Genomic DNA, 23,879 nt, shown 5'->3' with positions numbered 1-23,879 from the left:
GGCTATCAGTTAGCCTTAAAACCAATGACGGATAAGTGCACCGCCACCTAGCGTTAATACACCTAACAAAATGCCGACTGAACGAAGCGCTTGACTGTCCATCTTAGCTTCGTTAGTTTGTGGCAATTTAGCAACTTGGTTAGGCGTTGATGGGGTCAACGCGTCACTTTCAGATACCGTTGTCTTAGCACTAGACTTTTTAGTATCCGCTGCTGGCGTTTGATCAGCACCATCTTGGCCCGTCGTTGTGTTAGCGGGCGTACTCGTAAAGACACTCGAAGTTGAATCTTTCAATGGTTTTGACGAATTAGTACTGTTGGAAGTCGTACTCCCATCGTAGTTACTATCGAACCCACCATCAACATCGATGGTCCCAGTATCTTCATCGATATCTGGATAAACCGCCGTATTATCTTCGGGATCTTCAATGTCACCAGTCTGATGGCCATTGTCTGGTTCCGTAGTCGTATTGTCAGAACTCTCAGAACTAGTATTTACATCACTCGAGCTTTCAGAGCCGGAGTGGTCAGAACTAGAGTCCACAGCGCTTGAACTTTCCGAACTAGAGTGGTCGGAACTGGAGTCCACAACGCTCGAACTTTCAGAACTAGAGTGGTCGGAACTGGAGTCCACAGCGCTCGAACTTTCAGAACTAGAGTGGTCGGAACTGGAGTCCACAGCGCTCGAACTTTCAGAACTAGAATCGTCGGAACTGGAGTCCACAGCGCTTGAACTTTCCGAACTAGAGTGGTCGGAACTGGAGTCCACAGCGCTTGAACTTTCAGAACTAGAATCGTCGGAACTGGAGTCCACAGCGCTTGAACTTTCAGAACTAGAATCGTCGGAACTGGAATCGACGTCACTCGAATTATTTGAGCTAGAACTGTTCGAACTCGAGCTGGAACTTAAGTCGCCAGTACCGCTCCCACCGTTAACGACTTTTTCGTAGACCTTACCGTTAGCTTCTTCGCTGTTCTTGCCACCGGACGTGCCGCCGCCCCATTCCATTACAGCTTTATTTTTAAAATGATAATTTTGATCAATTAATTCTGTATCCGTAATTTTAGTATAGTAATCGATGACAACTAGGTTGCTGACTGTATCGTTGAATTTCAGGTCAAAACCATTATCGCTGTAGTTGACTTGATAAGCATCGTCACTAAGCTTATCACGCCGCTTGTAAGTGTTGGCACTCGACCATTCACCATTGTAGACTTCAATACCTTTGATCATTTGCTGATGATCACCAATGGTATCAGCAATCGATAAGTTTTTCATGGTAATTTCACGCCGATCAACAAGTAAGGTCCACTTAATCGTGCCATTTTCTTTATCAATGGTGCCTTTTTTAGACATATTAGCTTCATTAGCAACCATATTGATCACTGATGTATCTTGACCGTCTTGGGTATCAAACACAACGTCTTGTTCCCCTAAGTCATCATAACGGTACTTCATTCCCAGGTTAACATCAATCTTAACATTAGTTTTACCTTCAATCGCCGAATTCATGGTCAGTACGACCTGACCATCCCCGCCAACGACACCCGTACCAATCACAGTACCAGTCTCAGCATCAGTCACATCAAAAGTAGCCCCAACGGTCCGTGGTTCCAAATTAGCTGGCATATCAATGGTGACTGTGTCTCCAGCTTTGAAAGCCGTATCCCCAAAACTCATTTGATACTGAATTTGAATGGTATCAGCGTGCTTAAAATCAGGGCCATTGATGACCGATGCGGCAGTTGTGTAATCCTTCGCATGATAATTAGTTGCGGCTTGGGCCCCTAGTGGCTGACTAAATAGTAGTAAAATTGCAAAACTTACTAACCCAAGTAGCCAGAATAGTCCCCGCTTACTTAACTTCATAAAAAAATCCCCCTCGTAACATAATATCCTTCATCGAAAAGTATACGCTAGCAAGATGGATTTTCAATAGAATTTGTGAATAAAACGATTAATATGTTCATATATTGTTTGGTCCCCATCTATACCAATCAATGCTCACTTAGAGACAAACTGATTGGCGCGTGTCGCTGCAAATTGCAATATAGTTACCCCGACAATCATTATCGCCCCAAGCAGTCCGACCCAGTTAAAGTGAACGTGCAAAAATAAGACGCTTAAAATGGTTGCTGCTAGGGGTTCAATAGCTCCCAGAACACTAGCAGTCGTTGGTAGGATGTATTCCAAGCTCTGTAAAAAGAACAAGTAGGCCAGCATCGTGCCAAAAATCACGACGAAGCCGACTTGCCCCCACGCCACCCAGGTTAGCTGTGGCGAATGGTGCCAAGCACCTGTTCCGACTAGCACCAAGCCACCACCAATCAGCATTGACCAACCAACAATGGGTGTGGCGCCATACACTTTTAATAATTTTGTTGGCATTAATGTGTAGATGGTTGCACCAACCGCGGCCAACAATCCCCAGATAATTGCAATTACTGGCAAAGCCAGCGAGTCAGTGTGCCCCTCCGTGACGATTAGAACCGTCCCAGCGATTGCGGAGACCACAGAAATGACATCCACTTTCCCTGGAAGCTGCCAAGTCGTGGCGGTGATAAAGATAATAATCATCACCGGTGACAAGAATTGCAAAATTGCGGCCATCGCCGCATTACCAGTACTGATTGCCATAAAATAAGTCAATTGAACGCCAGCCATCCCGAACAGGCTGAACACAATCAGACGCACCGTTGCCCGCCAGTCATGAAACACGGCTATGACCGGTAACCGGCGACTAAATCCATATAAAATTAACAGACCTCCAGATACTAGCATCCGCACCGCCACTAACCACAACGGCGAAATCGTTGTGGTGTCAAATAGATGTTGTGCCACCGTTCCCGAGCTTCCCCACAAAAAAGGCCCGGCACTGGCTAATAACAGTCCCACCGTTTTCTTTTGCATTTAACCACCTCCAAAAGCACTAGCCTTAGTCTAACAAGCACCAGTTGACTTTCCAATGATCTTTTCAAATTCAACTTAGACAGTCCGACTGACAAACCTGCCATCACACCACTTTAAGCACCTTATGATAAATTTCATAATTGACACTGTAATGGTGGTAAGCTAATCTTATAGCGGGGTATGGAGGTGCCAAATGAAACATCAAAAATTAATTTATTGGTTGGTCGGAATCTTTGCTGTCGTCTTCATTGGTGGCGCATTAATCATTCCAACACCAACCATTAAGCAACAGGTTGTCAGTATTGGCAACGCCATTACGGGGAATACTAAAACTAAGGGCGCTACACACGCCGTTTCGGATAGTGCCCTTGGTGAAAAATATCAATTATCCACTAGTGAAATTCACGTCCTGCGCAAACTTAAAGTGACGGGGATCGGTGATTCAATCATGGTCCGCACCACGAGTGACTTAAAACAAATCTTTGACCATTTTAACGTTAACGCCAAGGTTGGTCGCCAAGTGTCGGAAGCACCAGCCGTCATTAGCCAATTAAAAGCTGATAATGCAATTCAGAAAAACGTGCTGATCAACTTGGGGACGAACGGTCCAACAAGTGCCGCCGAAATCGATGGGATCATTGATCAGATTGGCAGCAACCACCAGATTTACTGGGTCAACACCCGCGTTCCAGGCAAAGATTGGCAAGACCCTAACAATCAATTGATTGCCGCGGCCGCTAAAAAATATAACAATGTGCATCTCATTGATTGGCTATACGTTGCGCAAGACAACGACAACTGGTTTGTCAAAGATAATTTACATCCCAACAGTCTTGGTGAACGTGAATATACCGCAACAGTCGGTCAGACAATGGCTAAAACAGCAACACCATAGCCACTTTATTTTTAGACGAGGGTTCTGATTACTTGCATTACCCGTACAGCAGATTAGCCCAACTAATTATGCTAACAACAACGTAAAAAACCGGAACACCAGTAATTAACAGGTGTTCCGGTCTTTTAATATTGGTCACGCCAAAAATTCAATAGTTATCCTAACATCACTTACTCAGTCAGTAAGCGATGGGCATTATCGTAAAAGATCGCTTGTTTCTGCTCATTTGTTAATAGATCAGTCGTTGCTAAAGCGTGACCTAATTGCCGCGAGCCATCTAACGGCGTATATGGAATATCACTCCCGTAAAGTAGGTGCTCAGGCTGAGCCAAGCTCATTAAAGTTGGCAACTGCCTTGGTAGCACGGCTCCAGCTACATCAAAATAAACGTGGTGCATCACATCGTAAACATCCACTTGATAAACCTTCTGAGCATATTGTGCGATTCGATCATCAACAATTCCCAAAAAAGCACCAGCATGCGGTATAATCACCTTGATATTAGGATATTTTTCAAAGAAATGATATTTCAACATATTAATAAACGTCATCGTGGTATCCATGAAGAATCCCAACAATGGCACTGGTAAATCAATATCAACGTTTTTAGGCAAGATTGCTGGTTCATTTGGATGCAAAGCCACAATCGCTTGGCGAGCATCTAGTTCTTGGTAGACCCGTTCCAAGACTGGTGATCCAAAGTAAAGTCCACGTGAGTTGGTTGGCACTGTGACGCCTAAAGCACCATCCTGGTCCAAAGCCTGTTGCACCGTTTTGACAGCATCCAGTTCATAAGGGATTGGTAGACTCGCCAAGTATCCTAATTGATCTGGATATTGCTGGGCCAAGCTTTTACCATCGTCGTTAGCCGCTTCAACTAAGCGTATGGTTTCCGCCTTATCACCGAAGTTCACGTGTGGGGATGATAGCGATAAAATCGAGTAACTAATATCATTATCACGCATAAAGTTAAGCGTAAGCTGTGGTGTCCACTCAGGTGTCGGCCAGCCATCAGGATCACCTGGAACATGACGCTTTAGTGCCTCAACGTAACTCGTTGGTAAATAGTGGGTATGAAAATCAATTTTTGACATTAGCTGCACCTCGTTTTTTAGAATAACCATAGTCTAAGACCAAACGAGTGCGTTGGAAATGTACAATTGATGTCAAATTGACCATTTACAGGAGGTGACATGATGACAACTAACTATCCGCTTGCCGTACAGAAAATGTTCGCAACTGTCCCAACACTACTGACAGCGACACCCATCTTTAAATTGACTGTCACCATGGTCGTCAAAGCAGCCCACGTTAGTCGTGGGAGTTTTTACAGTCACTTTCAAGATATTTACGACTTCATTCACGCTTTCGAACATGCTTTAATCGAACAAGCAACCGTTTCAAAGCAAGTCCTTAACCAAGGGATTCAAGCTGCCTTGGTTCATCCTGACCCGCGGAATGCTTATCCAACCTATCTGGAATTAACAACGAATATCAACACCCAATTAGCTAGTTTTCAGGCCTTGCTTGGCCCCCATGGTGATCCACAGTTTCTTGATCAGTTTCAGGCCGGTCTCATTGATAATTTACTCGCCACTACTGAGCAGGCGCCCTTAAATCATCAATATTTCCAGTCGATTCCGGCTGACTACGCCATGCCAATCTACTTTAGTGGCGTGCTGGCAATTATTCAGCACTGGCTGACCAAGGCCCATCCGGAGCCACCTGAAGTGGTTGCCAACATTATCGTTCAGAGCCGCTACACCGCAGCTTACCATCTCTTTTCCGATCGTCCGCTTGGGGCCGATAATAACTAGAAACCAAACTAAAAACTGGTCATAATCCCATAATTGTGGATTACGACCAGCTTTTAGTCACGACAGTCAATACTTATTATATTCAGTGCATGGCCACGATCATTTGATCGCCCCACACTTCCAACTGATGCAGTTGCTTTTGAAAACTAATGCCCGCAGTCGTCAACTGAAATTGATAGTTCCCTGCAGTCGCAACTAATCCTAATTCGGTTAATTTAGCTAAAACATTCAGTAGTTTAAGCGTGCTAAGACCCCTAACTCGCTGGCGCAAATTCATAATCTCAGTTGGCGCCGCCTTCAGGTTGATCAGTACTAACGCGGCCCACCGGTCATTGAGCACGCCTAACCCGACTTTCGTGCCAATATTTAGATCACGCATTACCATCAGTCCATACTTCCTTACTTAGAATTTATAATCATTATGACTATTCTAAGTAAGTTTGCGTTGGAATGCGAATAACTTGCTTGCCATCGACTTTTCAGACTTTTATTTTTGAATGTCCAGATACGTCTGACAAAAGTCAACGACCGCTCCCCGTAAATTAGCTTCATCGGTGAAATGACAAGCCACAACATCTGGTTTTATAGAAGCAATTTTGACCGTTGCCCGCAATTTTTCAATTTCAGCATTGATTGCTGGGAGTAGGTGCGGATTATTTGAGACCGCCCCGCCCATCACGATCAATTCCGGGTCAAAGCTGTATTGTAAGTTGTAGATGGCCCGCGCTAAGGCCCGAACCATAACTTGAACTTCGGCTTGAGCATCAGTATCACCCTTGGCAGCCAGTTCAAACACGGCTTGCCCGTCTAGCTCAGGTTGAGCTGGATGGCTCGCGTTGTACCGCTTTGCAACAGCTACCGCGGTGCCTAACTCACTTAAGATCTGATGGTCATTCATGAGCGTGAATCCAAACTCACCACCGAATAAGTGCGCGCCGTGCCAAATTTGATGATTCACAATGACCGACCCACCAACACCGGTTCCCACAATTAAGAAGCACAGGCTAGCAACCTGCTTCCCAGCCCCATCCGCCAATTCAGCCAACGCCGCACAATTGGCGTCATTTTCCATACTGACCGGTAATTCAAAACGGCGTTGTAATTCCGGCTGAATCCGAAAATTATGAATATACGGCAGTGCGCTGGCACCCTCAATAATTCCAGTTGCCTTGTTGACAGCCCCGGGCGAACTAATGCCTACACCAGCAATTTGATAATCGCGTTTCATCTGCGCGACCTGCGTGGTTAGCAAAGTGTAAAATTCAGCTAGCGTTGTGGGCGTCGTAACTTTGGTCTTAGCAACTAATTGCTGATCTTGCCACACAGCAAACTTAATGGTCGTTCCACCAATATCAATAACTCCTAATGACTGCATCGTTTTATCATTCCTTTATCAATTAAACTAGTTATCATAACAATGATAGCGTTTAATTCAGAAAATGTATATTCTTTTATAATAACAATCCATCCCGACATATTTCATCAAATTATGCTTTTCTGACCGATACTAGACAACAAAAACAGTTGATTGCCACGTGCCCACGTCATGGTAACCAACTGTTTTTAGTTAATCTTTAAATTGAATTTTAACGTAATCCCGATAGAGTGGGACGTTCGCCATTAGCTCTTGATGCGTACCTGAACCACTCACATGCCCATCTTCAATGAAGTAAATCTGATCCGCATCCACGATTGTACTCAGCCGATGGGCGATCACTAGGGTCGTCCGGCCCTTCATTAATTCGCCGAGGGCTTGTTGTACCATCGCTTCTGATTCAGAATCCAGACTAGCAGTGGCTTCATCGAGCATTAGAATCTTGGGGTCCCGTAGAAAGGCCCGGGCAATGGCTAACCGTTGCCGTTGACCACCACTGACTTTAACCCCACGTTCGCCAACTTGCGTCTCAAGGCCATCTGCCATGGCGCGTACAAAGTCAGCCGCGGAAGCTAATTCTAAGACGTGCCACAACTCATTGTCGGAGTATAACCGATCAGCACCGTACGTTAAGTTTTGACGAATCGTGCCGGCCATGATTGCCGAGTCCTGACTGACATACCCGATTTGTGACCGCCAACTATTGAGACTTAGTTCATTAACATCTTGCCCGCCAATACTAATTTCGCCAGCAGTTGGTTGATAATAACGTTCCAGAAGGCCAAAGATAGTCGACTTACCACCACCAGACGGTCCCGCAAACGCCACCACCGTATTTGGTTTAGCTTCAAAACTGACATCGTGCAAAATTTGTTGATCATCATCATAGGCAAAGTCAACATGGTGCATCGCCAAAGTCTCATTGGCGACTGCGTGTTCAACACCAACCGTCAATTGTTCTTCTGGTTCATTCAATAACTCCCGAATCCGTGCCGTCGAGCCACTGGCCTTTGCTAACGTGGTGAAGAACTGACCAAGCATCCCAGCTGGGCCAATGATTTGGAACAGATACATTAGAAATGAGACCAAAGTCCCCATCGTCATCGTTCCACTGGCAACCCGCGCAGACGCATACAATAGTACCCCAACGAATAACGCCATCATCGTTGCCGTCATCACTGGACTTGAGATGGAATCATAAATGGCTTCGCGTAGTCCAATTCGATACAACGTCTTGATCTGATGTGCACCAGTCGTTGTTTCCACTGGTTCAGCATTGGACGATTTCACTAAGCGAATCTCACTCAGCGTTTCTTCTGCCGTCCCGCTAAAATTAGCTAAAGCATCTTGGCGTTCATGACCAATCTTGCCCGTCTGCCGCATGATTGGAAACATGACTAATAAGACAACTGGAATCGCCAAGACCATAATCAAGGTCATTCGCCAGTCCATTAAGACCATGATTGCGATGGCCCCAACCAGTTGCATCAGTGACGTCACGACTTGTGGAAATGCGTTAGCGAGCAAGTCTTTGATCTGCGTCGAATCATTCACCAACCGCGACGTCATCTCACCCGTCTTAACGTTGTCAAAGTAGCGAACCGGGAGCCGGACTAATTTATGCCATAAAGTCCCCCGTAAATTAGCGACAACATTTTCACCAAAAATCCCCAATAAGGAACCTGATAACGCGCTAATGACTGCACTGATCAAGAATAAGCCAATCACACCAATTAGTAAGGTCTGATTAACGCCGTGACTAAACCCATTAATCAACGTTTGGGCAAACTTGGGCACCATCAACTGCGCACCAGTCGCCAATAAGCCTAATGCCAAGCCCAACCAGAGTTGCCAATAACGAGGGCTAGCGTGCCGAATCAATTGTAAGAATTGTTTTAAATCAAATTTACCACCCGCTGGACGCGAGTATGCTGCTTGTGGTCGTTCCATCTGCTCTTATGCCTCGTGTTTCTAAAATTTAATTAAACCAATGATGCCCATGACCCCAACCGGGACGTGGGCCAAAACCGTGTTGTTGACCAAATTGCATTAAATCTTGAATATCGATGTCATCCGCATTGGCCCGCAACTTATCTAATAAATGTTGTAACTGATCGCGCTCATCATCCGTCAGATTACCAAATAACTGATCCGCCAGATCACTCGTTCCTTGCGCGCGATGGTCCGCCATCTCACGACCACGGTCACTTAACCGCACGATGACCACGCGTTTGTCATGAGCACTAGGTTCACGTTCGATCAAGCCGCCATCTTCCAAACGGTTCAATGTGGCGCTGACTGAACTCGGCCGAATATCTAAGATCTCAGCAATCTCAGCATTGGTTAAACCAGCGGGTGCATCCGCCAATACCCGTAAAATGCCCATTTGACCACGCCCGCCACGCTCAGAACCATGGTCGCCAAAATGAAATTGTTGCGCAACCGCCATGACGAAGGCTCGATTTTGAAATAACTTCCCAAAACTACTAAATAAATCACGATTATTAACTGTCATGAATTTTTGTCCTCCTTGATTTGAATGATGCTTATGTTAGCACGATAGTTAGATAAATACAACAAAAACTAACTAAAATTCTAACCAAAAGTTCAAAAAATATCTCAAGCCCTATTAAATCAAGGTTTGAGATATCAAAAGGTTAACTCAATTAAATGAATTCGGTAACCTGCGTGCCAGCGTAACGCGTTGTCGTGATTGGTTCGCTAGCTGCCTTGCCAAGTGCAATAGCCATCACTGGTACATAGCGCTTGGCATCCAAGCCAAAGGTCGTCGCGACTTTATCTGCCGCATAACCCGCAATTGGATTAGCATCATAGCCATGTGCGCGGGCAATCAATAGTAATTGCATTGCGGCCATACTACTATCAATCATCGCATCAGCTTGTAGAAATTCTGGACTCGCATTTTCATACATTGGTAAGAACGTCTTGAAGATTTGATCCCGCTTTTCCGGGGTAATGCGTCCTTCTTCACAAGCTTTATTCCACACGTCCCGATAGACCAAATGCGATTGCGTATCGCCCAGGACAAAAATCATGGCTGAACAAGAATCAATTTGTGGATAATTAAATGGCATTAAAACCGACTTCGCCTTTGCCTTACCGTCCGCACTATCGGCAACCACAAAATGCCAGGATTGCAAGTTGCATGCTGATGGTGCGCTGATTGTCTCATCAATAATCGTTTGCAATTCTTCACGGTCAATTTTGACAGTCGGATCAAACTGCCGTACTGATTGGCGGTTAAACACCACGTCTTTAAAATCATTATTTTTAATATTAGTCGTCATGGTTGTTGGCATCCTAAACAACTCCTTTTTTAAAAGTAACAAATTCATTAATCAATCTTATTATAACTGATTTTGTATTTGTTTTCACAATTATTTTGAAATCGCTATCATTAGCACCTATTATTCCGACCAATATTTATTTTTTATGCTCATTACCTGGGGTCATCGTTTATACCAGTATTACTTATGCTTGTCGGACTTGTAGTTCCGTATTTGTATTTATATTAGACCACTCCCAATTGTACTGTTAATCTTATTAAACCAATGGACTATACCAATAAAAAGCGGTTGTAATAGCGCTTTCAGCACCGTACAATAATGATTGCACTTATTCAAAACTATCTTTTTAGGGGGATTTTGTACATGAAGAATTATTTGCAACGTATGGGCCGTTCACTGCAATTACCCGTTGCCGTTCTACCCGCAGCAGCTTTACTTGTGGGAATTGGTAACTGGTGGGCATCTGCTAGTAACGACATCGTCGCACACTTCTTACAAGCCGGTGGTAACGCTGTTCTGAGCCAATTACCACTACTATTTGCAGTTGGTTTGGCACTCGGTATGTCAAAAGATAAAGATGGCGCAGCCGCTCTTGCTGGTTTAGTTGCCTTTGAATTACCAACTAACGTTTTAAAACCAGAATCGGTCGCCACACTCTTGAATATCAAGGTAGCCACTGTTAATCCAGCGTTTGGTCAAATTGGCAACGCCTTCATTGGGATCATCTCTGGTCTGATTGCCGCAGCTCTTTACAATCGCTTCCACGAGACCAAACTACCGATGGCTCTTTCATTTTTCAGTGGTAAACGTCTAGTCCCAATCTTAGCCGCGCTGACCATGTTATTAGTCAGCGTTGCGCTTCTCATTGTTTGGCCGCCCGTCTATGATGCATTAGTTACCTTTGGCAAATTCATCGTGGGTCTCGGTGCCGTTGGGGCCGGTCTCTATGGCTTCTTCAACCGCCTATTGATTCCAACTGGGTTGCACCAAGCACTCAACTCCGTTTTCTGGTTTGACGTTGCTGGCATCAATGATATTGGTAAATTCTTAGCACACAAGGGGATCAAGGGTGTGACTGGGATGTACCAAGCTGGTTTCTTCCCAGTCATGATGTTTGGTTTACCAGCTGGGGCCTACGCGATTTACCGCAATGCGTTACCAGAACGTAAAGTTGAAACAGCATCCCTGATGATGGCCGGTGCGTTTGCGTCCTTCTTTACCGGTGTGACCGAACCATTAGAGTTCTCATTTATGTTCGTAGCTTGGCCACTCTATGTTTTACACGCAATCTTCACTGGTTTATCGCTAGCCTTTGCTGCCTTCATGCACTGGACAGCCGGTTTTGCCTTCTCCGCCGGGTTAGTTGACTACATTTTAAGCCTTAAAAACCCGATTGCTAATCAACCTTTAATGTTAATCTTACAAGGATTGGTTCTAGCCGTCATTTACTACTTTGGCTTTGACTTCGCAATCAAGAAGTTCCATTTGATGACACCGGGCCGCGAACCAGTGACAGCCGATGACGCCGATGATTTAGCCATCGCCACTGATGTGGATGATGACAAATACACACGTCAAGCCAAGCAAATTTACGCTGCGCTCGGTGGTGCCGATAATTTAACGGTTGTCGATAACTGCACGACCCGTCTCCGATTGCAATTAGCCGATACGTCAACCATTAATGAAGCCGCTATCAAACACAGTGGTGCTGCTGGTATTAACAAATTAGACGACCATAATCTACAAATCATTATTGGGACCGAAGTCCAATTCGTCGCCGACGCGTTGAGCCACTTAAAGCTCACGAACGCACCCATTACTAAGACCACGACTAGCGATGAAGCTGTTGCGACAGCACCAACTGCGACTAATATCACTAGTGGTGTGACCACCGACTTTTACAGCGTCGCTAACGGTCAGTACGTAGATATTGAAAACGTCGCCGACGACACATTTGCTAAGAAGATGCTGGGCGATGGCTTCGCAATTGATCCCGCAGACGGGACGATTACGGCGCCGGTCGACGGGACGGTCAGCACCGTCTTTCCTACCAAGCATGCAATCGGTTTTAAAACCGATTCAGGGTTAGAAATTCTGCTGCATATGGGTATTGATACCGTTGAGTTGAACGGTGCTCCCTTTGAAGTACTAGTCCAAACCGGTCAACCCGTTCACCATGGCGAAGTAGTTGCCAAAGCTGACCTGGCAGCGATTAAGGCTGCTGGTAAGGCCACAACCATGATGGTTATCATCATTAACATGGATGCTGTCAATTTGATGAAATTCAAGATGTTGACCAACCAAGTCAAAGTCAGTGATGAGATTATGTTGGTCACGACGAAATAACTTGTTACATGCGCCAATTATATGAATAGCCCCCTACGTATTTGATACGCAGAGGGCTATTTTCGATAATCTAGTCGCCGGACAATTCTTTAAATTTTCCTTAACGTAACTCATTCGCCATTTAGCAACGTTTACCGGCAATTATGGATTATTCAATTAACTTATTTTTCCAGAATTATACGTCATATGAATATTATCGCCACGAAACTAATATGGTATGCTAAAACGATTGTCACCTAGCCTCGGAAGTCGGACGAACACGTGTTGATGAACTGCAATCTAAACTAACAGCACGCCTTAATCATGATTTGCACGAAGCGGTGACTAACCGAACCTACAATAATTATATTTTGGTATTGCTCAGCATGCGCTAAGCTAGAAAGGAAAACCAATGTATTTTGGCGATTTAATTTTCATTATATCTATCATCGGTGGTCTCATCAGTTTAGGACTGATCATTTATTTGATTGCGAAATTCGTTAAGTAAGATAATGACCTGCTAATTGATCATCGGCCGTTGCAAGTCGTTTTTTGCAACGACAGCCTCACACCTCAGCTGCGAACATCGTCACCAAGTCATCCGTCCGCAATGCTTGCTTTTCGGCACCACACACGTCCAACTTGATCTGACCATCCTGTACCATCACTAGCCGGTCGCCGTATGTCAACGCATCGCTCATCTTATGCGTAATCATCATCGTTGTCAGATGATTGGCCGTCACGATTTGTTGGGTCAGCGCCATCACTTCCGCACTCGTCTTCGGGTCAAGCGCCGCCGTATGCTCATCCAGCAACAACAGCTCTGGTTGGCTCAAGGTGGCCATCAGTAAGGATAAGGCTTGCCGTTGCCCCCCGGATAAATACTTCACTTGCGTATTCAGTCGCGCTTCTAACCCCATATTAAGACTAGCCAGCAACCTTAAATATCGTTCTTCCTGTCCACGTTGGCGATAACGGCGCAGACTCAAGCTCCCCGTATGACGTTGGGCTAACGTGAGATTCTGGGCCACACTTAGTTCGCCAGCGGTACCCAACTTAGGATCTTGGAACACCCGGGCCACCCACCGTGACCGATACGCAACGGGACGATTGGTCACACGATGATTGGCTAGTGTAATCTCTCCAGCATCCGTATTTAACGTTCCTGCAATCGTATTGAGCAAGGTCGACTTGCCGGCGCCGTTGTTCCCAATAACCGCCACAAATTCGCCAGGTTCAATCGTTAGATTCACGTCCTTTAAGACGTGCCGCTCGTTGCTGGTTCCGGGAAAGAAGACTTTTTGCAAGTGTTGGACGTTCAGAATAGTTGGTTGTGGCATGTTGATCGACTCCAATCTCTTTAAGGTACCGGCGTAACTGCCATTTTGTCCGGTATTTATTTTGTAATAGTGGCAAGCAGATGACGATGACAAGAATCGCCGCTGATAAAATCTTTAAGTCATTGACGGGGAAACCTAAGCCCATTGCCAAAGTCAACAAATAACAATAGATAATGGCGCCCACGACCATTCCAGTCAAACGGACCCAGATTTGACGACCATGTAAGAAGATTTCACCAACCAGGACTGAAGCCAGCCCGATGACAATCGTCCCAATTCCCATCCCAATATCCGCGTAACCGTTACTCTGTGCAATCAGACCACCCGATAAAGCAATCAAACCGTTAGATAACATATAGCCAATAATGACCATCCGATCGGTATAGATTCCATTCGCAGCACTCATCGCAGGATTATTACCCGTTGCCATCAAAGATAGTCCCAAACGCGTCTGGAATAACCAAATCAACCCGGCCAGGACGACCAGCGTAACCACAGACCCAATCACGATGGTTTGTAAATTCAAAGACCAGCTCGCTGGTAACCATCCCATCAACGTTTTCTGGTCAAGCAAGGGAATATTCGCTTTGCCCATAATGTGCATGTTGATGGAATATAGTCCCGTCATCGTCAGAATTCCGGCCAATAATGACGGCATTTTAAGCTTAGTATCTAATACCCCCGTGACCCAACCGGCCAAACATCCGGCGACAAATCCTAATAAACTCGCCACGATAGCTGACTGTCCGGCCAACATGCTACTAATCGTCACGGCAGCCCCTAATGGAAAACTACCCTCGGTGGTCAAATCAGGGATGTTTAAAATTCTGAAAGTGAGGAACACCCCGATAACCAGTGGCGCCCATAATAAACCTTGTCCAATACTCGTGATTAACATATTACCTCGCTCCCCTCTTATGGTTGCTTGATTGTACTTGGTTGTAAGCCGATTGCCTTAGCATTCGCTTTATTGACGTAGAGGTGTAACTTGTCAGCTGTTTGAACCGCCATTGTTTGCGGCTTCTGCTTCTTGATTAAGACTTGGTAAGCCATTTTTCCAGTCTGTTCACCTAATTCGTAATAGTTAAGACCATACGTCGCAGTCCCGCCATCTTCAGCCATTTCAATCGAACCCGTTACCACTGGTAGCTTTGCAGCCTTGGTCTTCTGACCAATCGTCTTCATCGCACTCGCCATCAAATTATCGGTTGGTAAGTAAAGGCCAGATATCTTACCCGTCAAACCGGCCAAAACACTGGCAACGTCATTAGTACTCGTTGCGCTAACGACCTTTAAGTTGATACCGTGCTTTTTCGCGTAAGCCTTCGCCAACTTGACTTGTAGCACTGAATTTTCTTCTGACGAGTTATACATAATCCCCAACGGTTTATTACCTGTACTCATATTCTTCAATAACTGTAATTGTTTGCCGACGGGCATTAAATCGCTCGTGCCGCTCACATTAGTTTGGGGCTTCGTATCACTTTTCACCAATCCCGCCGCTTTCAAATCAGTTACGGCCGTAACCAAGGTCGGCACCGTCGTCGTTTTCTTGGCTAATGCCTGAGCAGCTGGCGTTGCGATGCCAACTAACAAATCATTTTTCTGTTGGACGAGTTGTTGGCTCATTGTATTCAAATTACTCTGATCACCCTGTGCATTTAGATAGTGATACTTGACCGTTACTTTACTGTTATGCGCTTTTAATTCTTTTTGTAATCCGGCTTTGAACCCCTTGCGCGCTTGGTCTAGTGAACCATGTTGAACCACCTGTAAGATGCCCACCGACACGCTTTGCTGACCACTCGTTGCTTGTTTGCCACAACCAGCTAATAGTAACCCAGCACCTAAAATTAATACCCCTAAAGTTGTTTTTTTCATCTTGAAACGCTCCTTAAAAATTGTCTGGTTCGCCCAACGTTCATCAACGTCTTGATGAACCGGACTGAAAACAAAAAACACCAGTTAGATTCTGGGAAGAATCTAACTGGTGTTTTATCGGGCCCGATATTTTTCCAGATAGATTGTCCCTGCATCTACCTGGCGTTTAAGTCATGTTGAATAACTTTAGCTCTCGATAGATACAAACGCGTTGCGTGCGCTTGTATCCATCAAACGAATACAAACGCTATCTAAAGAAAAAGCTAAAGGCAAATTGATTATTTAATTGAAGGTTAGTTGCTAATGACATATTAGTCATCCTCCGTTTCAATTTATAGCTAATAGTAAACCATGACGACACCTAACTTGTCAACTGCGAACCAGTAAAAAATTCAAGTGTAACTGGTCAAAGTCCCCGTCACCCAACTGATACACGCTAACTTATTTATCTGGCGTATCACTCAGAGTCCAACTCAAGGTACCTTGATAAGTATCAGCGTAAATACCTGGTTGCGCTGATAATCCGATTCCCTTCGTTGTCGACCAATCATCAGTGACTACCGTATCGGTCGTCCCCGCGACTTTTTGTCCCTGTTGGACCAACGTCGCTTGATTCGTTAAGACGGTCTGTGCACTACCATCACGGTAAACCAAATCGCCCTTCAACGTCCGTCCACTGACCGTTGTCGATGTCAGCGGCGTGGCACTAACGTACAAATACCACTTAGCCCCGGTCGCCCGGGTATCAGTCACACTGATGGCTAGTGGATTAGTCGGTTGATAGACTTGTGGTGTCAACGGCACCTTTAAATCGCCGAAGCTCATATTGGTCGTTAATTGACCAAACGACAGCGTCCCTGCTAACTTAGTCACTTGTAGCGCAATTTTATCAGACGTTAAGCCGCTAGCGCTCGTTGCATAAATGTGAACCGCAGTACTCTGATTATCAGCGAGCCCCTTGAATAACGCGACCAGACCGCTCTCACTCGCATGATAAGTCATCGTATCATTAGCATTACTAGGATTCGTCGCAACCACGCCAGCCTGCTTAACTAACCAATTAACAGCATCGCTATCAGACGTTAACGCCGCTAGATCACTCACGGACAAATTCACCGCTGTGCTGCTACTTTTGATTGTCAGCGGTGGTATCGTCACGTCCTTAGTCACCGATTCAGATTCGCCATAATCGGCTTCTCCCGTCTGCGTTACTGTGACTGAAGTGACCCCACTGAGGCCATCATTTAACTTAATTTCATATTTACCATCACTACCGATTGTCGCCGTGTACGACTTACCATTAATTGTCGTGCTGACGGTATTACCGGCAATCCCAGTTCCTGTCAGAGTGGTATCCGTCGTTGTTGGCGTATTCAGCGTCGTATTAAGGCTAATCCGATTAAACACTGCCAAGCGGTACGTGGATGTCTCACCCTTTACTGTAGTTAATCGAAACCCAATATATACTGGCAAATTATCCTTTAACTTACTCATATCGACTGTCAAAGTCTTGCTAGTATTCATCGATACCGTACTAGAACCAGTCGCCATATTTGTCGGAGTCTTGGTCACTAGTGAAGTTCCAAATTCTTCGGTTGCTTGCTTATAAAAGACATCGTAATATAGCGTTTTAATCTCCGAACTATTCGCAAACAACGAACCACTAAAGGTCAACGTTATTGTGGTAGTCTTAGTCGATATACGTCCCTGATCCGCATAGTTGGCCGTCACTTTGGTTAAGCTTGGATATATCCCAATTCCACCCGAGATATTGAACCCAACGACATCACCGCTATTAAAGTAAGTGTAGTACTTATTACTCGAATTAGCGATTGTCGTTGTCGCAGACGTCACGGGCGCCGCTGCCTGACTCGTAATCGCTAGCATGCTGATAAACGCTAAGCAGCTCAGTAACAGCATGCCTAGCTTAATATGCCGCAGTCGTTTCACGTGTTCGCTCCCCTTTCACGCATTAACTTAAGCACCTGCCACCCTAATAAGAGTGCCATTAAGGTCAGGAACCCGAGCCACTGATAATAGTGATTCGCTTGGACCCCGGTTTGGGGCAAACGGCCCGTTGCTAGTACCTGTTGCCACTGACCGACAAAGCGATTGGGCGCGGCTTTGACAGCCTTCGTTGCGTACACAACGTCGCCCTGCGGAATTTGTTGCACCGTCGTAGGCGTTTGTTTGTCCGCTGAACGTGACGTATAGAACTGTATTTGTGTCGACGAAGTGCCCACCGTCTGAGCAGCTCCCCCGATGGATGGTCCTAGGCCGATTAATAAGCCCAGTAAGCCCCGTATCAACAGCCATCGCATCATTTGTCAGTCCCCCTTTTTTGCCCAGCTACTAATTGTTCATGACGCTTAGCGGCCCCAAACTAAACACCGAGCCGATTGCTGTTAGTCTTGGGATTGCCGCCGCTTCTTCAAGAAAAGCACTAACCACAAAATCAGTAAGACTACAATCAACATGCCCAGTGCGCCCAGACCAATCAACCACCAGATACTGATGCCGTTATCATCAACCGTATCCTGGTTATACGTCTTAGCCGCGGCAGCACTAATCTTGAAATCGCGGTCAAAAGTCCACTTATGAGCGCTATTGTGCGCAACCAAGTGTAAATGATACGTCCCCGCTTGAAGCTTCTGTTTGTTGAGTAACAATGGGTAATTAAACGTCGTATTAGGCGCCAACATCACGCCTTGTTTGGTCGCCTTTACGACGGTTTTGCCACTATCTTTGGCTGTGACCGTCGTCTTCATGGTAACCCGTGGTATCATCACTGCTGCAGTATTGCGTAACGTCACCACGATACTCCGGTGATAATTAACCATTCCAGCAGCGACATCGCTTAGTTTCAAGACGGGCGTGGGCGCAGTCCCTAAGCTGTACTTGATGCCCACCACATAAGAATATTCACTGCTAATATTCGTAGCACCCTTCACTTCACCAGTGACCTTTTGATCGACGCGTTTAAAATACCAACCACCTAACAGGGCACCGTTAAAATCCTTAGTCGGCATGGTCGTTTGGGCACTGACCAGCTTAGAACCGTTGGCTGGAACTGTCACCGTCGTTGGCCCCTTGATTTTAGTCAATTGGTCGACCCGATACTGCAGTGAGGCATCATACTTTTTCGCCGGGGTCACGTATTCAATGGCGCCACCACTGTTGGTATATGCCGTATGAATCCCCATCGCAACGCGGATATCCCGGTTAGTCGTATTATAGATTCGCGTCTGCAACGTTTGGGTCTGCCCTGCCGTCATTTTGAGGTCAAAAAACGTTGCCTGTTTATCAATTTGGTTTCTCGGCGTTTGGGCCGCGACACTAAAACCAATATTATTACTGGTGTCCGTATTGGCTGCCTGTGCTGGAACCACCGCGGCCAAGCCGCTGATCATCACTAAGATGGCCCCTAACCACCGCATCATTTTCTTCATTATTGCGTCCCCCCGTCGATTATTATGTAAAAGAGACGCCCACTATTACGTGGTCATCTCCAAGTTCATTAATTTAATTATCTGCTGATGATGTTAATGTCCAATTTAGGACGCCCTTGTAAGTCGTAGCGGCCGCCGTGTTAGCCACGACGTTCAACTTGACTGCAGCCGGATCAAGCAAGTCCGACGTAATCCCCGCCCCACTCTTATCCGCTGCTGTCATAACATTCCCAGAAGTTGTCCCCGTAAAGGACGCCCCGGCACTAGTCGAAGCTTGACTACCTAAGTCAAGTTCAACAGCTTGTCCGACCGCACCATTACCACCGGTACTGCCGTTGCTAGCTTCCGATCCGGAAGAAATGACCGTCCCTGCAGGTAAGGAGACCGTGGCCCCCTTAAGCGTACTTAAGTTACCATCCGTGCCATCCGCAGCGGCAACACTCAATGTCCAACCCGCATTCGTCCCGCGTTGATCAGAGACTTGTAAACCAACTTTACTCGTTGACCCCATGGTGACCGTGCTACCATCGCTACCTGTTAATGCTTTATAGCTTTGGTTATTGATCACGTCAATTTCATGTGAACCGAAATCAAGTTTACCGGGCGCATAGATCAGTGACAAACCAGCACCGGAATTGGCACCGTTATCGCCATCACCAGGCTTAGGGTCAAGTGGTTTCGTTGGGTCAGTCGGATCGACCGGATCAACTGGATTAGTGGTATTTGCCGTAAACGTTGCCGTTGCATTCGTCGTCCCACTCCGATTTTCACCATCGGCCGCGTGACCAACGATTGGCGTTAAGGCCCCCAATAAAATGGTACTGGTCATGAGTAAACTGCCTACTACTTTTTTCATATCGTGCATCCCCTTTAGTTTGCCTAATTCATTAACTGCACTAATAATTTACCACACTTCCCAACAATTACAACCCCTTAATCTTTGAGTTGCTTCTTTGTTAACTCGTGAAAATCAACCAGGTCAACTGTTCCGGCCGTATTTTGTATGCGGCATTAATTTTTTGTTTCATCATTTTTGCATTAAAAAACGTTCTATCCGCTGTTTTTCTAATACTTGTACAACATTAATAAAACAACAGATAGGGATTTAATCCAATTAATAATAATTTTTTTTATTGTCACGTTCAGGTCAGTCTCGTTCTTCTTGATCAGTCTCGGTTTGCTATCAATTTTATTATCCGGTCTTAAATTTGTGTGTACCGCTCAAAACCGCATGGTAATAACGAACTCAATCAGTTATCACTACTCCTCACAAGTACTAGTTAGTTGCCGTAATTTTCCATCAGCTAGCGAATGTCCTGTCTATAAAACATTCAGTCGACCGCAGTCTTAAGTAACAATACGTCGAAAAAAAGACTCAGGATTGAATCATCCTGAATCTTTTTTGTGCCCACACACTTTCACCACGCCCTATAACTTTGTACAACGCGATGTCTTTAGCCACCTAATCTCCAATAATAGACAATAGCCGCCAGAGCTAATCACTGACCGGTTGTACTTCAAAACCTGCTGCTGTCAAGACTTGGTTAACATCGGCGGCCTGTTCACTATTCACGTGGAGCTCAATCACTTTTTCAGCCTGGTGATTTACGACCATTAACGTCTGAATACTTAAATCGTGTTCTGTTAAGACCTTTCCGATGGCAAAAATTACGCCGACATGGTCATGATGGACCACCACCCGAGTTACGATTCCCGGCTGGCCGTAACCAGCAATATTTAAGAACGCATCCAAGATATCATTATTAGTAATGATGCCCACAACTTGGTCGCCCGTCATGACTGGTAGTACGCCGATCTTATTTTTCCGCATCGTTGCAATCGCTGTTTCTAACTGAGCGGTTGCTGCGACAGTTTGAACCGCCGTTTCCATGATTTGATCCACCGTCGTCTTAGTAAGTAAGTAATTTAATTCATACACCGACAAACTCGTGGCCTGTGATGGCATCGCACGCTGAATGATACCATGCGTGATCAAGCCGACCATTCGATTACCTGCCATGACGGGTAACCGATGAATCGCATTTTTCTTCATTAATTCGACCGCCACACTGATCGTCGTTTTAGGACTAACAACGACCAGGCGTGGTGTCATATAATCTGCAACACTCATACTTAACCCCCTAGATAAGCTTTCTGAACTTCTGAATTAGCTAATAATTCGGAACCCCGACCACTAAGCTTGACTTGTCCACTAGCTAAGACATAGCCGCGGTCAGCGATTTTCAGGGCTTGATTGGCATTTTGTTCAATTAGTAAAACCGTCGTTCCAGCCTGATTGATTGCCTTGATGATCTCAAAGATCTCATTAATAAAGATGGGCGCTAATCCCATTGAAGGTTCGTCAAGCAACATCAGCTTGGGCTGCGCCATCAGTGCGCGGCCCATCGCCAACATTTGTTGTTCACCACCTGAGAGCGTCGCGGCATCTTGATGCCGACGTTTCTTCAAAATTGGAAAGTAGTCGTAAACTTGCTGATAAGTCTGAGCCAATTGACCCCGATCCTGCCGTAAAAAAGCACCCATTTGTAGATTTTCTTGAACAGACAGGCCGGGAAAAATATGGCGTCCTTCAGGAACTTGCGAGATACCCGCCCGCACAATTTTAGGAGCGGCCGTCTTTTGGATGGGTTGATCCAAATAGTGAATAGAACCACTGACCGGACGCATCAAGCCAGATATCGTGTGCAACAACGTAGATTTCCCGGCGCCGTTAGCACCAATCAACGTAACGATTTCCCCCTGTTGCACGTCAAAACTAACACCTTTGACTGCCTGAATCGCGCCGTAATTAACGACTAAATCACGTACTTTAAGCATTTACACCCCTCCTAGATAGGCCTTGATAACGGCCGGATCATGTTGAATGGCTTTTGGCGTCCCAGTTGCCAGTAACGCCCCGTGCTCCAACACGTAGAGCCGCTCGACTACGTTCATAACTAGTGACATGTCGTGTTCAATTAGCACAACGGTAATATGAAATTCTTGTTGAATTCGGCGAATCAAGCGCGTCAAATCCGCCGTTTCTTCGGGATTCATACCCGCTGCGGGTTCATCAAGGAAGAGTAACTTGGGCTTCGTCGCCAGGGCCCGCACAATCTCTAATCGCCGCTGAATACCATATGGTAAACTCTTTGCGGGCTGATCAGCGACGGCGGTCAAATCAAACATCGCTAATAAGGCTTGCGCCGCCTGGGTCATTGCCCGCTCAGTCTGGTAATACTTAGGTAAGCGCAGGATGCTAGTCAAAAACCGTTCATGATAATGATTGGTCATTGCAATGCGCACGTTATCGAGTACACTCATCTCCTTGAACAACCGGATATTCTGAAATGTCCGTGAAATACCAACCCGAGCAATCGCAGCGGGCTGCTTGCCATTTAACGACACCACGCCCTGATCTGTGTAGAAACTAATGCTACCCGAACTAACCGGCGTTTCACCAGTCAACAAGTTGAATAACGTGGTTTTACCAGCACCATTCGGGCCAATCAAACCAATCAGCTCGTCTTGATCAAAATGGAGTGAAACGTCAGCAACGGCGGTCAGGCCGCCAAAGTTTTTGACCAACCCTTGTGCGTCTAATAACCGGCTACTCATGGTTAACTGCCTCCTTAGTTGATCGCCGTCTGAATAGACGCGTGAATGAGAACTCCCACGTTCCTAACAGTCCGGCTGGCTTAAAAATCATAATCAAAATCAGTGCCAATGAATAAATAATCATTCGGATCGTACCGAAGTTTTGTAAGATCGTGTCGAGCGCTCCTAATACGATTGCGGCTACGAAAGTCCCGGTAATACTGCCGACCCCACCGAGTACGACAATAATCAGAATCGCAATGGAAGCCATGATATTAAAATCACCCGGCGCAATCGTCTGAATGTAGGCCGCGTGCAACGACCCACCAATCGCCGCAGTCGCCGCGCCAAAGACGAAAGCGGCCAACTTCCAGCGCGTCGTATTGATTCCCATGGCACCAGCCGCCAGTTCATCATCCCGCACAGCCATCACGGCCCGACCACCGCGACTGTGAATAAAGTTGACCGTGATAATCGTTGTCAGACACATTAAGACGTACACCGTTGCCCACGAAGCAAGTGCCGGGATATTGAATAACCCCGCTGCACCGTTCGTAATTTTCAGATTATTGATTAGAATCCGAATGATTTCGGCCGCCCCCATCGTCGCAATGGCTAAGTAATCACCGCGCAATCGTAATGTTGGGATGCCAACAATGACCGCCGCTACCATGGCAATCACCATGCCGACGATCATCGACAGATAAAATCCCGCGGGCGTCGCCATTGTTTGGGTCATAATACCAGTCGCGTAGGCGCCAATTGCCATAAAGCCGGCGTGACCAAGCGAGAACTGGCCTGCAAACCCAATAATCAGATTGAGTCCCACCGCCAATATAACGTTGATACCAATCGTCACCAGCATATTTTCAATAAACGAGTTAATGACGCCCATCAGCTCTAAACCGTCAATCACAACAAAGCCGATAACCATCACACCGAGCCACGCCATGTTAGTTTTCAAATTTGCTTTCATTAATTT

At 45.9% G+C, this 23,879-nt stretch carries 22 protein-coding genes; 3 read left to right on the top strand and 19 right to left on the bottom strand.

Features of this window, described 5'->3' with window-relative positions; all coding sequences use genetic code 11:
- Window positions 1–15: 15 nt before the first annotated feature.
- Both ACWQAU_RS07930 and ACWQAU_RS07925 read right to left on the bottom strand, forming a co-directional pair.
- Window positions 16–1,869: a collagen binding domain-containing protein gene (locus ACWQAU_RS07930; protein ID WP_027821770.1), complete on the bottom strand. Its 1,854-nt coding sequence runs from the start codon at window positions 1,867–1,869 to the stop codon at window positions 16–18.
- A gap of 135 nt (window positions 1,870–2,004) precedes the next feature.
- On the bottom strand, window positions 2,005–2,910 hold the full coding sequence (locus tag ACWQAU_RS07925) for a DMT family transporter (protein WP_027821769.1): 906 nt from the start codon (window positions 2,908–2,910) through the stop codon (window positions 2,005–2,007).
- A 193-nt stretch (window positions 2,911–3,103) separates the two neighbouring features.
- Between ACWQAU_RS07925 and ACWQAU_RS07920 the strand changes: the two genes are divergently transcribed.
- Window positions 3,104–3,805 (top strand): SGNH/GDSL hydrolase family protein, encoded by a 702-nt coding sequence (locus tag ACWQAU_RS07920; RefSeq protein ID WP_003642226.1) that lies wholly within the window; start codon window positions 3,104–3,106, stop codon window positions 3,803–3,805.
- Between the two features lie 170 nt (window positions 3,806–3,975).
- Here the strand turns inward: ACWQAU_RS07920 and ACWQAU_RS07915 are convergent, their stop codons facing one another.
- Window positions 3,976–4,899, bottom strand: a complete 924-nt coding sequence (locus ACWQAU_RS07915) for an amidohydrolase family protein (RefSeq protein WP_011101982.1) — start codon at window positions 4,897–4,899, stop codon at window positions 3,976–3,978.
- A 99-nt stretch (window positions 4,900–4,998) separates the two neighbouring features.
- Here ACWQAU_RS07915 and ACWQAU_RS07910 point away from each other — a divergent pair, with 99 nt between their 5' ends.
- Window positions 4,999–5,622 carry a TetR/AcrR family transcriptional regulator gene (locus ACWQAU_RS07910; protein WP_003642228.1) on the top strand — a complete coding sequence of 208 codons (624 nt, stop codon included), beginning with the start codon at window positions 4,999–5,001 and terminating at the stop codon, window positions 5,620–5,622.
- Between the two features lie 82 nt (window positions 5,623–5,704).
- On the opposite strand, the gene ACWQAU_RS07905 is transcribed toward ACWQAU_RS07910, so the two are convergent.
- The 5 genes from ACWQAU_RS07905 to ACWQAU_RS07885 all read right to left on the bottom strand — a co-directional run bounded on the left by ACWQAU_RS07905 (window position 5,705) and on the right by ACWQAU_RS07885 (window position 10,317).
- Window positions 5,705–6,007, bottom strand: a complete 303-nt coding sequence (locus ACWQAU_RS07905; RefSeq protein WP_003642229.1) for a winged helix-turn-helix transcriptional regulator — start codon at window positions 6,005–6,007, stop codon at window positions 5,705–5,707.
- 102 nt (window positions 6,008–6,109) lie between these two features.
- Entirely contained in the window at window positions 6,110–6,997 is an 888-nt protein-coding gene (locus tag ACWQAU_RS07900) for an ROK family protein (RefSeq protein WP_015380854.1), read from the bottom strand.
- Between the two features lie 192 nt (window positions 6,998–7,189).
- Window positions 7,190–8,947 carry an ABC transporter ATP-binding protein gene (locus tag ACWQAU_RS07895; protein WP_003642231.1) on the bottom strand — a complete coding sequence of 586 codons (1,758 nt, stop codon included), beginning with the start codon at window positions 8,945–8,947 and terminating at the stop codon, window positions 7,190–7,192.
- A 28-nt stretch (window positions 8,948–8,975) separates the two neighbouring features.
- Window positions 8,976–9,512: a MarR family winged helix-turn-helix transcriptional regulator gene (locus tag ACWQAU_RS07890; RefSeq protein WP_015825904.1), complete on the bottom strand. Its 537-nt coding sequence runs from the start codon at window positions 9,510–9,512 to the stop codon at window positions 8,976–8,978.
- 151 nt (window positions 9,513–9,663) lie between these two features.
- Entirely contained in the window at window positions 9,664–10,317 is a 654-nt protein-coding gene (locus ACWQAU_RS07885) for a nitroreductase family protein (protein WP_003646055.1), read from the bottom strand.
- A gap of 351 nt (window positions 10,318–10,668) precedes the next feature.
- Here ACWQAU_RS07885 and nagE point away from each other — a divergent pair, with 351 nt between their 5' ends.
- Complete coding sequence (gene nagE, locus ACWQAU_RS07880; protein WP_079111842.1) at window positions 10,669–12,651, top strand: N-acetylglucosamine-specific PTS transporter subunit IIBC; 1,983 nt, start codon at window positions 10,669–10,671, stop codon at window positions 12,649–12,651.
- 545 nt (window positions 12,652–13,196) lie between these two features.
- Here the strand turns inward: nagE and ACWQAU_RS07875 are convergent.
- The 11 genes from ACWQAU_RS07875 to ACWQAU_RS07825 form a co-directional block, all read right to left on the bottom strand.
- Complete coding sequence (locus tag ACWQAU_RS07875; RefSeq protein ID WP_011101987.1) at window positions 13,197–13,970, bottom strand: ABC transporter ATP-binding protein; 774 nt, start codon at window positions 13,968–13,970, stop codon at window positions 13,197–13,199.
- Window positions 13,867–14,868, bottom strand: coding sequence for an ABC transporter permease (locus ACWQAU_RS07870; protein WP_027821766.1), 1,002 nt, complete (start codon window positions 14,866–14,868; stop codon window positions 13,867–13,869). Before ACWQAU_RS07870 ends, ACWQAU_RS07875 begins: the two co-directional genes overlap by 104 nt.
- Window positions 14,869–14,885: 17 nt before the next feature.
- Window positions 14,886–15,851 (bottom strand): ABC transporter substrate-binding protein, encoded by a 966-nt coding sequence (locus tag ACWQAU_RS07865; protein WP_011101988.1) that lies wholly within the window; start codon window positions 15,849–15,851, stop codon window positions 14,886–14,888.
- Window positions 15,852–16,292: 441 nt separating this feature from the next.
- Window positions 16,293–17,801, bottom strand: coding sequence for a WxL domain-containing protein (locus ACWQAU_RS07860; RefSeq protein WP_024002891.1), 1,509 nt, complete (start codon window positions 17,799–17,801; stop codon window positions 16,293–16,295).
- A complete protein-coding gene (locus tag ACWQAU_RS07855) occupies window positions 17,798–18,175 on the bottom strand; it encodes an LPXTG cell wall anchor domain-containing protein (protein WP_013355903.1) in 378 nt (125 codons plus the stop codon). Before ACWQAU_RS07855 ends, ACWQAU_RS07860 begins: the two co-directional genes overlap by 4 nt.
- A gap of 81 nt (window positions 18,176–18,256) precedes the next feature.
- Window positions 18,257–19,300, bottom strand: a complete 1,044-nt coding sequence (locus ACWQAU_RS07850; protein ID WP_027821765.1) for a DUF916 and DUF3324 domain-containing protein — start codon at window positions 19,298–19,300, stop codon at window positions 18,257–18,259.
- A gap of 73 nt (window positions 19,301–19,373) precedes the next feature.
- Window positions 19,374–20,156: a WxL domain-containing protein gene (locus tag ACWQAU_RS07845; protein WP_011101992.1), complete on the bottom strand. Its 783-nt coding sequence runs from the start codon at window positions 20,154–20,156 to the stop codon at window positions 19,374–19,376.
- Window positions 20,157–20,795: 639 nt separating this feature from the next.
- Window positions 20,796–21,431, bottom strand: coding sequence for a CBS domain-containing protein (locus ACWQAU_RS07840; RefSeq protein WP_003642242.1), 636 nt, complete (start codon window positions 21,429–21,431; stop codon window positions 20,796–20,798).
- Between the two features lie 2 nt (window positions 21,432–21,433).
- Window positions 21,434–22,138 carry an ABC transporter ATP-binding protein gene (locus tag ACWQAU_RS07835; protein WP_003646064.1) on the bottom strand — a complete coding sequence of 235 codons (705 nt, stop codon included), beginning with the start codon at window positions 22,136–22,138 and terminating at the stop codon, window positions 21,434–21,436.
- Window positions 22,139–22,918: an ABC transporter ATP-binding protein gene (locus ACWQAU_RS07830; protein WP_003642244.1), complete on the bottom strand. Its 780-nt coding sequence runs from the start codon at window positions 22,916–22,918 to the stop codon at window positions 22,139–22,141.
- Window positions 22,911–23,873 (bottom strand): branched-chain amino acid ABC transporter permease, encoded by a 963-nt coding sequence (locus ACWQAU_RS07825; protein WP_003646066.1) that lies wholly within the window; start codon window positions 23,871–23,873, stop codon window positions 22,911–22,913. Before ACWQAU_RS07825 ends, ACWQAU_RS07830 begins: the two co-directional genes overlap by 8 nt.
- Window positions 23,874–23,879 lie beyond the last annotated feature (6 nt).

The sequence above is a fragment of the Lactiplantibacillus sp. 3062 genome (genome assembly GCF_055413545.1).
Note: the sequence above shows the minus strand (reverse complement) of the source record. Positions and strands in the feature narration are given on the sequence as shown.

What these genes read in the sequence shown, in the direction of transcription:
- ACWQAU_RS07930 (WP_027821770.1), bottom strand. Translation starts at nt 1,869, where the DNA reads ATGAAGTTAAGTAAGCGGGGACTATTCTGGCTACTTGGGTTAGTAAGT.
- ACWQAU_RS07925 (WP_027821769.1), bottom strand. Translation starts at nt 2,910, where the DNA reads ATGCAAAAGAAAACGGTGGGACTGTTATTAGCCAGTGCCGGGCCTTTT.
- ACWQAU_RS07920 (WP_003642226.1), top strand. Translation starts at nt 3,104, where the DNA reads ATGAAACATCAAAAATTAATTTATTGGTTGGTCGGAATCTTTGCTGTC.
- ACWQAU_RS07915 (WP_011101982.1), bottom strand. Translation starts at nt 4,899, where the DNA reads ATGTCAAAAATTGATTTTCATACCCACTATTTACCAACGAGTTACGTT.
- ACWQAU_RS07910 (WP_003642228.1), top strand. Translation starts at nt 4,999, where the DNA reads ATGATGACAACTAACTATCCGCTTGCCGTACAGAAAATGTTCGCAACT.
- ACWQAU_RS07905 (WP_003642229.1), bottom strand. Translation starts at nt 6,007, where the DNA reads ATGGTAATGCGTGATCTAAATATTGGCACGAAAGTCGGGTTAGGCGTG.
- ACWQAU_RS07900 (WP_015380854.1), bottom strand. Translation starts at nt 6,997, where the DNA reads ATGCAGTCATTAGGAGTTATTGATATTGGTGGAACGACCATTAAGTTT.
- ACWQAU_RS07895 (WP_003642231.1), bottom strand. Translation starts at nt 8,947, where the DNA reads ATGGAACGACCACAAGCAGCATACTCGCGTCCAGCGGGTGGTAAATTT.
- ACWQAU_RS07890 (WP_015825904.1), bottom strand. Translation starts at nt 9,512, where the DNA reads ATGACAGTTAATAATCGTGATTTATTTAGTAGTTTTGGGAAGTTATTT.
- ACWQAU_RS07885 (WP_003646055.1), bottom strand. Translation starts at nt 10,317, where the DNA reads ATGCCAACAACCATGACGACTAATATTAAAAATAATGATTTTAAAGAC.
- nagE (WP_079111842.1), top strand. Translation starts at nt 10,669, where the DNA reads ATGAAGAATTATTTGCAACGTATGGGCCGTTCACTGCAATTACCCGTT.
- ACWQAU_RS07875 (WP_011101987.1), bottom strand. Translation starts at nt 13,970, where the DNA reads ATGCCACAACCAACTATTCTGAACGTCCAACACTTGCAAAAAGTCTTC.
- ACWQAU_RS07870 (WP_027821766.1), bottom strand. Translation starts at nt 14,868, where the DNA reads ATGTTAATCACGAGTATTGGACAAGGTTTATTATGGGCGCCACTGGTT.
- ACWQAU_RS07865 (WP_011101988.1), bottom strand. Translation starts at nt 15,851, where the DNA reads ATGAAAAAAACAACTTTAGGGGTATTAATTTTAGGTGCTGGGTTACTA.
- ACWQAU_RS07855 (WP_013355903.1), bottom strand. Translation starts at nt 18,175, where the DNA reads ATGATGCGATGGCTGTTGATACGGGGCTTACTGGGCTTATTAATCGGC.
- ACWQAU_RS07850 (WP_027821765.1), bottom strand. Translation starts at nt 19,300, where the DNA reads ATGAAGAAAATGATGCGGTGGTTAGGGGCCATCTTAGTGATGATCAGC.
- ACWQAU_RS07845 (WP_011101992.1), bottom strand. Translation starts at nt 20,156, where the DNA reads ATGAAAAAAGTAGTAGGCAGTTTACTCATGACCAGTACCATTTTATTG.
- ACWQAU_RS07840 (WP_003642242.1), bottom strand. Translation starts at nt 21,431, where the DNA reads ATGAGTGTTGCAGATTATATGACACCACGCCTGGTCGTTGTTAGTCCT.
- ACWQAU_RS07835 (WP_003646064.1), bottom strand. Translation starts at nt 22,138, where the DNA reads ATGCTTAAAGTACGTGATTTAGTCGTTAATTACGGCGCGATTCAGGCA.
- ACWQAU_RS07830 (WP_003642244.1), bottom strand. Translation starts at nt 22,918, where the DNA reads ATGAGTAGCCGGTTATTAGACGCACAAGGGTTGGTCAAAAACTTTGGC.
- ACWQAU_RS07825 (WP_003646066.1), bottom strand. Translation starts at nt 23,873, where the DNA reads ATGAAAGCAAATTTGAAAACTAACATGGCGTGGCTCGGTGTGATGGTT.